Consider the following 14,204-nt stretch of genomic DNA (forward strand, 5'->3'; position numbering starts at 1 on the left):
TCTATATCTTGCAAAAAACACATTGAGGCTTAACCTGGATAAATAAAAAAGTGCGAAAGCGAAGGTTAAAGTTACGTTTGCTAGGTAATTGCTCATCGCTATCGCCCTACTCAATAAGCTCAACAAGAGCCTCATGAGAAAAATTTCAGAGCTTGGAAAAATTAGGTATTTATTCGCAAGGAGATTGCATGAGAATAGCAGTTGCTAAAGAAATTGAAGTTTGTGAGCGTCGAGTTGCCTTAATTCCTGACATTGTTGCCAAATTGGTAAAACAAGGTTTGGAAGTTTGGGTAGAAAGTGGTGCAGGTGAGCGAGCTTTCTTTTCTGATGCTGCCTATGAAGCAGCAGGAGCTAAAGTTATATCTGATACGGTTACGTTGTTGAGTGGGGCAGATATTCTGTTGAAAGTCAGCCCACCACAAGAGCGCGAAGATGGACGGTCGGAAATTGACTTGCTCAAAGAAGGGACAGTGCTGATCGGTTTTCTCAACCCATTAGGAAATCCATCTACGGCTCAACGACTCGCAGAACGCAAGATAACTGCTATCAGTATGGAGATGATTCCCCGTACAACAAGAGCGCAAAGTATGGACGCTCTGTCGTCACAGGCATCCGTGGCAGGATATAAGGCTGTGCTCATCGGTGCTGCAGCATTGCCGAAGTATTTTCCCATGTTGACAACAGCCGCTGGTACTATAGCCCCCGCAAAAGTATTTGTTATGGGGGCAGGGGTGGCTGGTTTGCAAGCGATCGCAACTGCAAGACGTTTGGGAGCAATCGTAGAAGCATTTGATATCCGCCCAGCTGTGAAAGAAGAAGTACAAAGTTTGGGGGCAAAATTCGTAGAAGTTAAACTCGAGGAAGAAACAACAGCTTCTGGAGGGTATGCCAAAGAAATCACCGAGGCGAGCAAAAAGCGCACTCAAGAAGTGGTTACCGAACACGTTAAGAACGCTGATGTTGTCATAACCACGGCTCAAGTTCCAGGTAAAAAGGCACCACTTCTGGTAACTGAAGAAATGGTGGCACAAATGAAACCGGGTTCAGTGATAGTGGATCTTGCTGCCGAACAGGGTGGTAACTGCGCTTGTACCGATCCGGGTAAAGACATTGTATGGAATGGCATCACAATTATTGGTCCCATCAACTTACCATCATCCATGCCAGTCCATTCCAGCCAATTGTATTCCAAGAACTTATCGTCACTCATCCAACTGCTGATTAAAGACAACTCTTTGCAGGTGAATTTTGCTGACGACATCATCAATGAGGCTTGTATTACCCACGGTGGTGAAATTCGCAACCAACGAGTCAGAGATGCTTTAAAAGCTTTGGCAATGGCTAACGGTTAGTAGTTAGCGATCGCTCTTGCAAACAACTCAACAACAAACCCTAAAAGGAGTTTTTTATCTAATGACAGAAGCATTAATGGCAGCGCTGTTTGTATTTGTTTTGGCATCTTTCGTTGGATTTGAGGTGATTAACAAAGTGCCACCAACCCTCCACACTCCCCTGATGTCGGGTTCAAATGCGATTTCCGGTATCGCGGTACTTGGGGCAATATTGGCTTCTGGCGCTAAAGAGTGGAATCTTTCAGTCATTCTTGGTTTGATTGCTGTCGTACTGGCTACCGTTAACGTAGTGGGTGGCTTCCTCGTCACAGATCGGATGTTGCAAATGTTCAAGAAAAAGGCGAGTGGTTAGTGGTTTTTAGTTAGTGGTTATTAATCACTCTTAACAACTAACCACTAACAACTAACTACTATCAACTAACAACTAACAAATAATGGAATTATGAGCGATTTTCTTCCTACTGGGATTCAGCTATCGTATTTAGTCGCTGCATCCTTATTTATTCTGGGTCTAAAAAAGTTGGGCTCGCCAGCTACGGCACGACAGGGTAATGTTGTTGCAGCGTTAGGGATGCTGTTAGCAATTGTGGCAACACTTTTGGATCGACAGGTGTTGAATTACCAAATGATATTGTTGGGCTTGGCAATTGGATCGGTGTTGGGTGCGATCGCAGCTTACAAAGTCCACATGACGGATATGCCCCAAATGGTGGGTTTGCTTAACGGGCTGGGAGGTATAGCTTCAGCATTGGTAGCTGTTGCTGAATTTTGGCGGTTATTGAGCACTTCTCAAACAGTCTCCCTTGATGCCAATATCTCCATGCTGTTGGATGTATTAATTGGTGGTGTCACCTTTACGGGGAGTATGATTGCCTTTGCAAAACTGCAAGGCATCATGAGTGGTGCTCCAATTACATTTCCCTTGCAAAAACCCCTAAACGCCTTACTCCTATTTGCATATGTAGCTGGTAGTGCCTACTTGCTCACCGCACCACATAACCTAGCCGTCTTCTTAGGCATAGTTGTTGTTTCCTTGGTACTGGGCGTAATGTTCGTTATCCCCATTGGTGGTGGCGATATGCCTGTGGTGATTTCACTTTTGAACTCATTTTCAGGTTTAGCCGCCGCCGCAGCTGGATTCGTGGTAATGAACAATATGCTCATCATTTCCGGTGCATTAGTAGGAGCATCGGGAATCATCCTCACCGAAATTATGTGTAAGGCAATGAACCGTTCGCTTATTAGCGTGCTGTTTGATGCTTTTGGTACGAGTGGAGCCTCTAGTGCTGGTGCAGCTGGCAGTACGAGTACAATTGATAAAACTGTCCGCAGCATAGATCCAGAAGAAGGCGCAATGATGTTGGGCTATGCTCGTTCTGTTGTGATTGTTCCCGGCTATGGAATGGCAGTAGCGCAAGCACAGCATAGCGTCCGCGAGTTAGCGGATCAGCTAGAACGTATGGGCGTTGAGGTGAAATACGCAATTCATCCCGTTGCTGGTAGAATGCCCGGTCATATGAACGTGTTGCTGGCAGAGGCAAATGTACCTTACGAGCAACTCCACGATATGGATGATATCAATCCCCAATTTGACCAGACAGATGTGGCGCTGGTGATTGGAGCTAATGACGTGGTGAACCCAGCAGCCCAAAGTGATGCGAATAGTCCAATTTATGGAATGCCTATTTTAGAGGTAGATAAGGCAAAGCATACAATTGTGATCAAACGCGGTATGAGCGCTGGTTTTGCTGGTGTAGACAATGAGTTGTTCTACAAGGACAAAACCACTATGCTTTTTGGTAGTGCCAAAGAAATGGTGGCGAAGTTAGTTGCCGAAGTGAAGCATTTGTAAAAAATTTTGAACAGATAAAATACAAGCTTGCCAAGGATACGATGTTTCACTAGGCAAGCTTTTTTGTTGAATGACTTATGACATTAGCACTTGGCATGATAGAAGTTTACGGTGTTCCCACAGCAGTAGAAGTCAGCGATGCTATGTGTAAAGCAGCTCGTGTCACTCTTGTGGGTTACGAAAATACCGATCTCGGACGAATTACCGTATTGATTCGGGGGGAAATTGGTGAGGTCAATGTTGCCGTTGCTAATGGATTAAAGGCGGTTGGGCGAGTTAATGGTGGCGAGTTACTGTCTTATCACATTATTGCCCGTCCCCATGAAAATTTAGAACACGCTTTACCAATTCATCTGACAGCCTATGTTCCGCAGTTTAGTTCAGATATTCGGTTTCCACCCCCACTCTCAGTCTAATGAAAGCTGATGAAATTTAGCAATTAATGGGGAATTTCTATCCAAAACTTAGAACCTTCACCTGGCTCGGAAAAACATTTGATTTGCCCGCGATGCTTTCAACAATAATTTGGTAGGAAATCTATAAGCCCAAATCAATTCCTTTACCAGGTTTTTTAGCTGCGAAATAATAACATATCCCAGGTATAAATAGCAAGTAAAACACTGTAGGGAAACGAGCGATCGTATCCCTACACAAAGATAATTGAACCAAGAAAACTGCTCTATTCTCACTTAAAGGCAAAGGAATCATTTGCGCTTTTTAGGAGTAGAACTTCGTACTTCGCGTTTTTCTTGTTCTCGCAGACGGCGATCGCGCCAATCTGACAGCGTCAAATAACCAATGCCTCCAGTAACTACCACAAGCAGTACCAAAGCCAGTAAAGCTAAAATACTTAGAAATGGACTTTCCACCATTCTCTTAGAGCCCGTTACGACCCCACACTACCATTGCGATTGACCAAGTAAAAACAACCAGTAGAGAGACCCAGCCTAGCGTCAAAATGTCCATAGCGATACTTTTAAACAAATTTACGAAACAACTTCAATCTTAATGATACTGGAAGCGTGCCCTGAACTGACGTTTGTGGCTCAAAGCTTTACGATCGCTCAACAGTACCACCTTAACAATTTCAGCAAGAATGGTGAACAAAGTTTTTAACACTCAACTTATGGCAGAACGTATAGAGTCCTTGAAGGCTGGTGTGCTTGCTAGTGTATGCTTGACCTTCGCTTTCCATATCACCAATTTACTAAATAGTTTAATTCTCGTAAAATATTTTAACTTCCTGAATATTTTGCAGATGGATACATTGAATTTGCAGTGGTTAACCCGGTCAGGTATCGCTGCTTTTTGTAGTTTATTGTTTGGTGTCACGGGAATTGAGAGTATATTGGGGTTTGGATTAGCTGGGCTTGCTCTTGATATCGCTCTGCAATTTGGCTGGATTAAAACCTTTAAATAATCTTTTCCCTACTAACCACTAACCACTAACTTCCCCATGAAACCCAACCAAGCCAGCTATTTTTTGATAGTTGATTTAGAAGCAACTTGCTCCGATGACGGCACTATTCCCAGTGAAGAAATGGAGATGATTGAAATTGGTGCCGTCATGCTCAACAGTGCCACATGGGAGATAGATTCGGAGTTTCAGCAGTTTATCAAACCTGTAAGACACAAACAATTAACTCCCTTTTGCATAGAATTAACCACCATTTCTCAACAAGATGTTGATCGAGCACCCACATTTCCACAGGCTCTTTCTCATTTTAAAACATGGCTTGATTTATTTCCAAGACATATTTTCTGTTCTTGGGGAAACTATGATAAAAAGCAATTTATTCAAGATTGTGAGTTCCACAATGTTCCCTACCCATTTGGTTCAGAACACAGAAATATAAAAAAAGAATTTTCAGAATATCTTGGTGTTTCCAAAGGATTTGGCATGGCAAAGGCTCTTCAACATTTAGGTCTAGAATTGAAAGGAACACACCATCGGGGAATTGACGATGCCCGTAATATTGCAGCTATATATCGACATATAAAAACTCAGAGATGTAAATAATAGGATATACCCTTTGGTCAATTAAGGTTGTCCTATCAACTTACGTTTATTAATAATCGACCAGAACGACCCAAGTGCCGAAATATTACGCTTACAAGTGCTAGCGGAGTCAACCTAGTCATTACGAGTTACCGCTAATATTAAGAGTCTTAAGCTGTAGCAACTATTTAACAGACTATTATACATCAGCGCAAATAAGGCTCACAAATGCACGCTCGTGGTCAAGTTTGTAGTATAAGCCTGTTACTTTCATCCTTTAGCCTTCATACAGAGAGCCTTTTTATACTATTCCCACACAGCTTGCAAATTGAGAACGAAACCGGGTAAAACATCTTCTCCTGATAGTTCTGTCGGTGCTTCTAAGACTTCTACTTCTTTTCCAAGTCGGTAGATTTCTACTCTGCGGTTTTTTCTGTCAATCAACCACCCAAGTTTGACTTGGTTTTCCATATATTCCTGCATTTTCTCTTGTGCTTTTTTTAAGTCATCCGAGGGAGACATCAACTCTAAAACAAAATCTGGAGCAATGGGAGGAAATTTCTCCCTTTCCTCAGTCGTAAGTGCATACCATCGTTCTTGTTCAATCCAAGCAATATCAGGAGAACGATCGGCACCATTGGGAAGTTTAAAGGCAGTTGAAGAATCAAAGACTTTTCCCAACTTGGCTTGTCGATTCCAGATTCCAAAATCAATCATCATTTCAGCATTACAATTACCCGTTTCTCCTCCTGTTGGGGACATGATAATAAGTTCTCCGTTAGCATTTCGTTCAAATTTTACATCAGGATTTTTCCTACACAAAAGATAAAATTGCTCGTCAGTAAGTTCAATCACGGGTTTGATGTGTAATGTAATAGCGTTCATGATGAGTAAAGAGTTAATAAACAATCATGTATATTGCATAATATTAAGAGTCTTAAGCTGTAGCAACTATTTAACAGACTATTACACATCAGCAGAAATAAGGCTCACAAATGCACGCTCGTGGTCAAGTTTGTAGTATAAGCCTGTTACTTTCATCCTTTAGCCTTCATACTTCGGTTAATTAGTTATTATTAAACAATAATCGCAAAAACCGGAAAACCCGCCCCCCATCTCCCCATCTCCCCATCTGCCTTAATGATAAGTCTTTATGCGAACATGATATCAGGGGGGTAAATTTAACTAAACTTCTAACCTTCAAAGATGTGGCGATTGAATTCTTCCCGATCGCGGAATCTTTCAAAAATGCGATCCATCTTAGTCAACTCGAACAACATTTTGACTTGGTCATTCATAGAACATACATAAAGTTTACCGCCGGAGTTTCGCACAACCTTCATTGCGGATACTAAAGCGCCCAAGCCGGAACTATCGATAAACTTAACATCCTGCAAGTCTATTAACACAATGTTGGCTCCAGTAGCCATAATATCTTTCACTTCGCTACGCAGTTCATTTCCTCTAGAACCGTCTATGACGCCAGACAGTTGAAGCACGTTAACACTAGGGTTCATAATTATAACGTATTAGAATATTTTTAGCTACTTATTTACTTTATATTTTGAACAGGCTAAAACTGGTATCGTACAGCAAAAAAATTTATTCAACTACCATGAGATTATAACCAGTTCAGCAGTTTTTATTATGAATTGTAACAGTTTATCGTTCAAGCAAATTGCTCAAGAAGCCCACTAACTTTTAATTCCTAGTTAAGTGGAAATACCGATGTTACTAAATTATTTAATAATATTTACACATAAATAAGCAGTAACGATTATCTACTGTCCGCTGGTATTCTAATTTGTCTGCAATAGCTGCCATGATTTTTAAACCGCGTCCGCGTTCTTCTTCATTTTCCTCCAATTCACCTAGTTCTTGTAACTTCTCCTCTAAGTTAAAAGGCTGACCATAAGCCCAAATACGAATTTCTATACTTTTTTCCGAACGTACTGCTTCTATCTCAATAGGAGTCTCAGTTGGTAAATTTTTATGAGCATGTTCCACTATATTAGTAAATCCCTCTATAAGTAGTGTTTGACAATGCCAAAAATTTTTTTTATCGGGAAGAGGAGGTTGATTGATTTGCTCGAACCATGACAAAACATCAGGATAAAGACTAAGACTTGTATGAATTTTTAGATGAATTCTAATATTCACTTTTTTAGTAAAAAAACTCTTCTTTCCATCATAGGTTGGAATTCATTTGTCGTCTCTAAAATTTAAGCCTGTTAACTGAAACAAAAACTTATTAAAATTAGTGAATTTTCAGCGATTGAAAATTTGAGTTTGATTATATTTATAAACTAGCTAATTATGTTTAAAATTTTAATCATCGATGACGATCCCATAGTGCGGATGGCACTAAGAAGAACACTGCAAAAACAGGGGTATGACGTCTCTATTGCCAGTAATGGTGAGGAAGGGATTGTATTGGCAAAACAGCTACGTCCAGCTTTGATTATCTGTGACTGGATGATGTCCGGGCTGGATGGGCTGGAAGTCTGTCGTAAAATTAAGGCAGATCCAGAATTAGCAACAACTTTTTTCATTCTACTGACTGCTAGGGGTGCAGCTCCTGGTGAGGAAGGAGATAGGGTAGAGGGGCTTGATGCTGGAGCAGATGAATTTGTTTCTAAACCAATTGAGATTAATGAAATAAAGGCACGAGTCAGAGCTGGGCTAAGATTACATCAACTCCATCAAGATTTACAAAACCAAAAACAAGCTTTGCAGGTTGTCAATCAAAATTTACAAATTCAAAAACAAATTTTGGAAGCAGAATTGGCTGAGGCTGCTGATTACGTGCGATCGCTACTACCACCACCACTTGTAGGTGCAGTCAAGACAGAATCTGTGTTTCTTCCTTCTGTAAGACTTGGCGGTGATTGCTTTGATTACTTCTGGATTGATAATGAGAATTTAGCAATTTATTTATTGGATGTATCGGGACACGGAGTAGGTGCAGCCCTACTATCTGTTTCCGTGCTGAATGTCTTGCGATCGCGATCGTTACCAAAAACGAATTTTTGTCAACCAAACCAAGTTCTCAGGGCGCTCAACCAAGCTTTCCAAATGGACAGTCACAATGATAAGTACTTTACAATTTGGTATGGAGTTTATAACAGTTCCCAACACCAACTCGTATATGCTAACGCCGGACATCCACCAGCCGTGTTGCTATCTAATACACCAGAACACAACACTCAGGTTCAAAAACTAAACTCTCTAAGTTGTCCCATAGGTTTTTTACCAGATGATGATTTTGAACAGAGTCGTGTTGAAATGGAAAAAAACACTACTTTATACATATTTAGTGATGGGGCATACGAAATTGTGCAACCCGATGAAAGGGTTTGGGAACTCAATGATTTTATTAATGTACTGATAAACTGTACTGGAGCAAAGACTTATAATCTTAACCGGGTGCTGGCTGACATTATGTCTATCAATGCTAGAACCACTTTTGATGATGATTTATCTATATTAAAAGTTACCTTTGAAAATTAAATCCCGTGACTTTTACCAATAACCCAACGACGCCGAAAGAAACGGGCTAAAGCTGGCTCTTCCAAAGATAAGCAAATTGGGCGTCCGTGGGGACAGGTACGTGGGTTGCGGGTGCGCTGCCATCGATCTAGTATTGTTTGCATTTCTTCCAAGCTCAAGGGTGTGCCGTTGCGAATTGCGCTGCGACAAGCAACAGCTACCTGTGCTGTCTGTAAATCACCACCCAAACTCAGTTCTAAAATGGCTTCCGCAGTATCGTCTCGCTGCTGTAAAAGTACGGGTACGGTACGGACTGCCCAAAGTTGTTCGCCAAAGGGTTCTATATCCAAACCAATATGTTGCAGTTGTGTGACTTGAGCGGGAGACAATTGGTAGAGAATGATGGATGGTTCGATAGGAACAAGCCGCCAGTTATCGCAAAGCTGTTCGTATAAAATGCGTTCGTGGGCAATATGCTGTTCCACTAACCACAGCCCACCAGGATGTTCTGCCACGATGTAGGTGTTATTGACTTGAGCAACAGCTTTGACAGCAAGGGGAGTAGGGGCGAAGACTTCTTCCCCTGTAAAAGCGTCAGAAGTCGAGTCTTGTTCGGTGGAATTGGATGGATTGAGATTGTAAAAGCCATTCTCTTCTGCGGCTTTGAGTAATTGGCTCACCCGTGTTGTGTGGAAAGCTTCTCCGAGGGATGTAGAGTTGATGCGGAGTGCTTTCTCAATCGCTTGAGAAGTTTGTTCTTGCCAATAACCGATTTGGTTGAGATAAATTTCTGATTTTGCCGGGTTGCGATTCCAGTTGACTTGTTCGGGAGAAATAAATAGGTGCAGAAAACAAACAGGATAGCGATCGCGTGGTAAGGTTCTGTGAAATGCGCTCAGGATAGTTTGCTCTAACTCCTGTAACTTTACCATTCGTCCGTTGACAGCAACCCTTACCCAGTCCGGGCGGCGGCGGTGACAGCGGTCGGGTAATCCTATGACTAAGTGCAATGCTGAGTGTTGAGTGTTAACTGCTGACTCTTGAGGGTTTGGTATTTCCAGTTTTAATTCGTGTAGATCTGCCTCTTTTACCTGATTTAGAATTTGAGGCAGTAGTTGACCAATTTTAGTTGCAGGGCTAATGGTAAACCATTCACGGTCATTTTGACAAACTTGCCAAGTTATGTGGGGATGACACAAAGCAATTTGTTGAATTGTGGCTTGCACTGCTTTCATTTGCTGTGCAAGTGATGGCAATCCCTCACGACGAGATGCCCAATTTTCAAATAGATTGGAGACTGTGACAACGGTACCGGGGGCAATAGCTGCTGCTTCTACAAGCAGAGTTTCTCCTTCATAACCATAGACAATTCGCCAACCTTCATCCCCACCCTGCGGACGGCTTAATATTTCTAAATCGGCTAAAGTCGTCAAACTGTGCAGTGCCTCTCCACGAAAACCCAAGCTGGTAATTTTCCACAAATCTGCACAACGACGGATTTTACTGGTACTGTGAGCAGTCGCTGCTCGTTTTAAGTCATCTAAGGTCATTCCACAGCCATTGTCTGCCACGCGGACACGCCATTGCTGGGGCCAAAGAGAAATGACAATTCTAGTCGCACCTGCGTCTAAAGAATTTTCAACCAATTCTCGAACGACAGAAGCTAAAGAGTCGATGACCTCTCCGGCTGTAATGAGATGGACAACTTCTGCTGGTAGAGCTTGAATCATGTGTACCATAGGTCACAGTATACAAGATGAGCGAACTTCTTTAACAACTAGGGGCTTCTGGATCGTGAAGTGCCCTTCACCAACAGAGTCACAACATACACCTGAAATACACGGGAGCGTGGTAGCCCCGAAATATGAGTCTCAAGAACTTTGTGATGTCCTAACGGGATATAATAGTGGGCATTAGACATCTCCAACAAAGAATGTAGAGACGAGCCATGGCGCGTCTTTACAAAGGCTTAAGATAACGCATAATTAATTTCCACTCCTATGTCTATTGATAAGACACCTTGCTTATTTTTTTGCTTCTATTACAGTTTTAGGATTTTTTGTACATAAATCAACCCGTCGAACTTAGATTAATACAGCTATGGCTAAGATTGTGGGTGTTCATGGAATTAACCAGGAATATAGAGGTAGCAATACAATCCATGCCCAATGGTTGCCAGCACTTAAAGATGGTTTGGAACGTGCAGGGGTTAGATTAGAGTCCGAGCGAGAATTTTGCTGTGCATTTTACGGAGACCTGTTCAGGGGTCGCCCGAAGTCAGGAACTGGGGTACCTAACTATGATGCCAGCGATATTGACTCGGATTGGGAGAAGGAACTCCTTCTACAATGGTGGGAAGAAGCGGCAAAAGTAGAAGACGGTATTAGAGGTCCAAGCGAACCATCAAGGGAAAAAGCAACACCCGGATTTGTTCAAAAGGCTCTAAGAATCGTAAGTAATTCTAAGTATTTTGGTGGTGTTGCCGAGAAAATCGTAATTTTTTACCTCAAACAAGTTGGCGGTTACTTACACGATCGCGATAGGAGAAATCAAATTCGAGAGAGAGTTGTGGAGGCTATTGATGAAGATACCCGCGTACTTGTGGGTCATTCTTTAGGGTCAATCGTCTGTTACGAGACCTTATGCCAGCATCCAGAATGGTCTGTCAAAGTTTTTGTTACTTTGGGTTCCCCCTTGGGAATAAAACGGCTGATTTTTGACCGACTAGACCCAGCACCCCAGGATAATTTAGGTCAGTGGCCGGGGAGTGTAGAAAAGTGGATCAATATTGCCGACCGGGGAGATGTTGTTGCTCTGGAAAAACGGCTAAACCCTTTATTTCAGGGTTCTGTGGAAGACAAGCTAGTTGATAACGGTGCTAATGCTCACGATGCAAGTCGTTATCTCACGGCAGCCGAAACAGGAGAAGCAATTAAGTTGGGTCTGATTGATGAATGAGCGAGCAATATGGATGGAAAAACTCGGTATTATCTAATTGCTTGTGGAACAAGTGAATATTTGGATAAGTACGATCCATTACCTAGTGTTAATACAGACGTAGAAACGGTAGTCAACCTATTTACTCAACATTTCGGTTATGAGCGAGTTTTGGAAGACTTGCAATTGAATCCGGAGGCTACTACTCTCAAAAACCAATTTGCCGACTGGCTTCAAGATGAAAAGCGTTGCGAAAATGATGTTGTAATTTTCTACTATTCTGGTCATGGGGATTGTCTGCCAGGAGATGGACATTATCTGGTAATGAAAGATACCATTATTGACAAAATTGGCACGACTGCTTTACTGACAAAAGATTTAGTCCGCCCTCTAATTAATAAGGGAGTAAAAATATCCCAAATTCTTTATATTATCGATACTTGTCATTCGGGATCTGGTGCAATAGATGTTACGAATTTTGCCTTAAAGGTAATTCAGCAATATCAACCAGTCGAAAAAGAGACGAATATTGCCGTTCATGCTATTGCTGCCTGTCGTGCAAAGCAAACAGCAAACGAAGGTGTATTATCTAATGCACTTGCAAATGCAGTTAAGAAATTGTCTGAGGATGTGGGTTTAAAGACTCTGGGGTATATCAATCTAGATAAGCTAGTAGAAGAGATTAAACAAAATATTCCTTCTAAAGAGCAACGCGTTCAATATAGCATTGCGGGAACTGAGACTTCGGCTAAATTTCTTCCTATTTTACCTAAAACTTTGCGGACATGGGAAAAGAAACGTCAGGAATTTATAAACAGCCTCTCAGAAATTTTAAAAAATTCACTTGAAGAGAATTTATTTTTTATCAATTCATTTCTTTTAAGTAGCAAATTTCTTGAAGAATTTATTTTAGATGAGCCAGATCTAAAAGATAAATTAAAAGATTTATCAATTAAACCAGTGTCAGATGGAATTTGCCCACTGATTGCCTGTTCAGAATGGTGTAGGCAAAGATTCTGCGATCGCGATGATAATAGAAGAGACAATTCAAGCCTTGATAAAGAAATTGAAGAATGGCAAAAAAGCATCTCTGAATATAGAAAAGGAGTGGAATTAGATAAAATTAAAAAGTTTGTAAAAGAATTGTTTGAGGATGAATTTAAACCTTTGATTCAGAAAGTGGATTTGAGGATTCAAATTGAAATCGAGCCGGAAGTAGATGGAAAGAGAAATACAGGGATGACAACTGGCTCGTTTCTTTTTAATATGAATCTTTGGATTGAAAGTCAAAAATTACCATTGGGTAGGTTTGCAGAGAATGTAGTGTTGAAACCACAAGGCGTGGAAAAGAGTGATAGTTTGCGAATATGCCTAGAAAAAGAAGATTTTTTGTCGAAATTAATTCGCAAAGCGCGTTATAGTTTACCTTCCTCGGTAAAACCTCCTACAATTGAAATTTTTCTGCCGATAGAGTTTTATCAAGAGCCTTTAGAAAAAATTTGTTTTTTACGTGGCAGAAACTCTTCTCCATTGGGGAAGGAGTACCCAATTTTTATCAACTCATTTGAACGATATTTCGATCTAGATTTTCGTGAAATTCGTGATGAGATTTGTGAGAAGAAAAAAGCCTTATGGGGTAATAATGATGGCCCAAACTCCGAAATTTACTACATCGGCACACAACCATCACAATTAGACTTGGAAATGATTGAGGAAAGCAAAGCGATCGCAGTCTGGAGTCGAAATAAGAGCAAACCTCTTGTTGAAGGGGACGAAGGTCATATAAAAATATCAAAATGGAAGAATTGGCCTGACAAAATACGTAGTTTACGCAAACAAGAAAAAGACTCAGAAATAACACTTTTCTGGGACGATCTATATCCCAAGCCTTCCCGACGCTGTAGACCCTTAAATACCAAAGTGGTGGAATAAAATGCCGAGTGAGCAAACACCCAGACAGCAGGACCTTCGCATCTACCGTGGCTTAACCCTAAGTGCTGATAAATTGCCAACGCCAAAAGAGCAGCAACAGCATCTGGATCGCATCCCACCCCCCCCACCTTGGCGAACCTTTGGTCTGTCAGTCGAAGAGTGGAAAAGAGAAAAAGAAGCGAAGTCAAAAAACAGCCAACAAAGCACGGGCAAAATCGACCCACGGGCGTTGGAGTTTGTTGCCAGCAAGGAAGCGGTAGAATTAGTTAATGCTGCATTGTGTTTGCGCCGCCCTTTGCTAATTGAGGGGAATCCAGGTTCTGGTAAGACATCCTTAGCTTATGCGGTGGCATATGAACTGGGGCTGCCTGGACCCTATCGCTGGTCAATTGTTTCTCGCACTACCTTGAAGGATGGACTGTATGCCTACGATGCTATTGGCCGACTGCAAGAAACCTCCCTACTCAGGCAAAAAGTCGGTGAGAAAGGTGAGATTGCAGAACCTGACGTTGGCAAATACTTGAGGTTGGGACCGATGGGTATGGCATTTCATCAATCTCGACCGGGCAGACCGGCTGTGCTGCTCATTGACGAGATTGATAAGAGTGATATTGATATGAATTAAAGCGAATCTACCCGCAAA

At 41.7% G+C, this 14,204-nt stretch carries 16 protein-coding genes; 10 read left to right on the plus strand and 6 right to left on the minus strand.

Going from position 1 to position 14,204, the window contains the following annotated elements; all coding sequences use genetic code 11:
• Window positions 1-188 precede the first annotated feature (188 nt).
• The 4 genes from ACYRY3_RS10890 to ACYRY3_RS10905 all read left to right on the plus strand — a co-directional run bounded on the left by ACYRY3_RS10890 (window position 189) and on the right by ACYRY3_RS10905 (window position 3,620).
• Window positions 189-1,352, plus strand: coding sequence for a Re/Si-specific NAD(P)(+) transhydrogenase subunit alpha (locus ACYRY3_RS10890; RefSeq protein WP_460201692.1), 1,164 nt, complete (start codon window positions 189-191; stop codon window positions 1,350-1,352).
• A 61-nt stretch (window positions 1,353-1,413) separates the two neighbouring features.
• Complete coding sequence (locus tag ACYRY3_RS10895; RefSeq protein ID WP_460201693.1) at window positions 1,414-1,704, plus strand: NAD(P) transhydrogenase subunit alpha part 2; 291 nt, start codon at window positions 1,414-1,416, stop codon at window positions 1,702-1,704.
• A 90-nt stretch (window positions 1,705-1,794) separates the two neighbouring features.
• Window positions 1,795-3,204 carry an NAD(P)(+) transhydrogenase (Re/Si-specific) subunit beta gene (locus tag ACYRY3_RS10900; protein WP_460201694.1) on the plus strand — a complete coding sequence of 470 codons (1,410 nt, stop codon included), beginning with the start codon at window positions 1,795-1,797 and terminating at the stop codon, window positions 3,202-3,204.
• Between the two features lie 77 nt (window positions 3,205-3,281).
• Entirely contained in the window at window positions 3,282-3,620 is a 339-nt protein-coding gene (locus ACYRY3_RS10905; RefSeq protein ID WP_460201696.1) for a carbon dioxide-concentrating mechanism protein CcmK, read from the plus strand.
• Between the two features lie 288 nt (window positions 3,621-3,908).
• Here the strand turns inward: ACYRY3_RS10905 and ACYRY3_RS10910 are convergent, their stop codons facing one another.
• Both ACYRY3_RS10910 and petN read right to left on the minus strand, forming a co-directional pair.
• The gene (locus ACYRY3_RS10910) at window positions 3,909-4,076 is read right to left on the minus strand and encodes a hypothetical protein (RefSeq protein ID WP_460201728.1); all 168 of its coding nucleotides are present in this window, start codon (window positions 4,074-4,076) and stop codon (window positions 3,909-3,911) included.
• Window positions 4,077-4,080: 4 nt separating this feature from the next.
• A complete protein-coding gene (gene petN / locus ACYRY3_RS10915) occupies window positions 4,081-4,170 on the minus strand; it encodes a cytochrome b6-f complex subunit PetN (RefSeq protein WP_072040835.1) in 90 nt (29 codons plus the stop codon).
• 130 nt (window positions 4,171-4,300) lie between these two features.
• Between petN and ACYRY3_RS10920 the strand changes: the two genes are divergently transcribed.
• A complete protein-coding gene (locus tag ACYRY3_RS10920; protein ID WP_460201697.1) occupies window positions 4,301-4,624 on the plus strand; it encodes a hypothetical protein in 324 nt (107 codons plus the stop codon).
• 36 nt (window positions 4,625-4,660) lie between these two features.
• Window positions 4,661-5,224: a 3'-5' exonuclease gene (locus ACYRY3_RS10925; protein ID WP_460201698.1), complete on the plus strand. Its 564-nt coding sequence runs from the start codon at window positions 4,661-4,663 to the stop codon at window positions 5,222-5,224.
• Between the two features lie 285 nt (window positions 5,225-5,509).
• On the opposite strand, the gene ACYRY3_RS10930 is transcribed toward ACYRY3_RS10925, so the two are convergent.
• From ACYRY3_RS10930 to ACYRY3_RS10940, 3 genes are all read right to left on the minus strand, one after another.
• Window positions 5,510-6,088 (minus strand): Uma2 family endonuclease, encoded by a 579-nt coding sequence (locus ACYRY3_RS10930; RefSeq protein ID WP_460201699.1) that lies wholly within the window; start codon window positions 6,086-6,088, stop codon window positions 5,510-5,512.
• A gap of 308 nt (window positions 6,089-6,396) precedes the next feature.
• The gene (locus ACYRY3_RS10935) at window positions 6,397-6,720 is read right to left on the minus strand and encodes an STAS domain-containing protein (protein ID WP_460201700.1); all 324 of its coding nucleotides are present in this window, start codon (window positions 6,718-6,720) and stop codon (window positions 6,397-6,399) included.
• 226 nt (window positions 6,721-6,946) lie between these two features.
• The gene (locus ACYRY3_RS10940; protein ID WP_460201701.1) at window positions 6,947-7,363 is read right to left on the minus strand and encodes an ATP-binding protein; all 417 of its coding nucleotides are present in this window, start codon (window positions 7,361-7,363) and stop codon (window positions 6,947-6,949) included.
• A 156-nt stretch (window positions 7,364-7,519) separates the two neighbouring features.
• Here ACYRY3_RS10940 and ACYRY3_RS10945 point away from each other — a divergent pair, with 156 nt between their 5' ends.
• A complete protein-coding gene (locus tag ACYRY3_RS10945) occupies window positions 7,520-8,713 on the plus strand; it encodes a PP2C family protein-serine/threonine phosphatase (protein WP_460201702.1) in 1,194 nt (397 codons plus the stop codon).
• Here the strand turns inward: ACYRY3_RS10945 and mutL are convergent.
• The gene (mutL, locus tag ACYRY3_RS10950) at window positions 8,710-10,431 is read right to left on the minus strand and encodes a DNA mismatch repair endonuclease MutL (RefSeq protein ID WP_460201703.1); all 1,722 of its coding nucleotides are present in this window, start codon (window positions 10,429-10,431) and stop codon (window positions 8,710-8,712) included. The two genes, ACYRY3_RS10945 and mutL, sit on opposite strands and share 4 nt — an antisense overlap.
• Before the next feature lie 361 nt (window positions 10,432-10,792).
• Between mutL and ACYRY3_RS10955 the strand changes: the two genes are divergently transcribed.
• From ACYRY3_RS10955 to ACYRY3_RS10965, 3 genes are read left to right on the plus strand one after another with little or no spacing between them, the layout of a single operon-like run.
• Window positions 10,793-11,650 (plus strand): hypothetical protein, encoded by an 858-nt coding sequence (locus tag ACYRY3_RS10955; RefSeq protein WP_460201704.1) that lies wholly within the window; start codon window positions 10,793-10,795, stop codon window positions 11,648-11,650.
• A 9-nt stretch (window positions 11,651-11,659) separates the two neighbouring features.
• Window positions 11,660-13,561: a caspase family protein gene (locus ACYRY3_RS10960; protein ID WP_460201706.1), complete on the plus strand. Its 1,902-nt coding sequence runs from the start codon at window positions 11,660-11,662 to the stop codon at window positions 13,559-13,561.
• A gap of 1 nt (window position 13,562) precedes the next feature.
• Window positions 13,563-14,186: an AAA family ATPase gene (locus ACYRY3_RS10965; protein ID WP_460201707.1), complete on the plus strand. Its 624-nt coding sequence runs from the start codon at window positions 13,563-13,565 to the stop codon at window positions 14,184-14,186.
• Window positions 14,187-14,204 lie beyond the last annotated feature (18 nt).

It is taken from the genome of Scytonema sp. NUACC21, assembly GCF_054684315.1.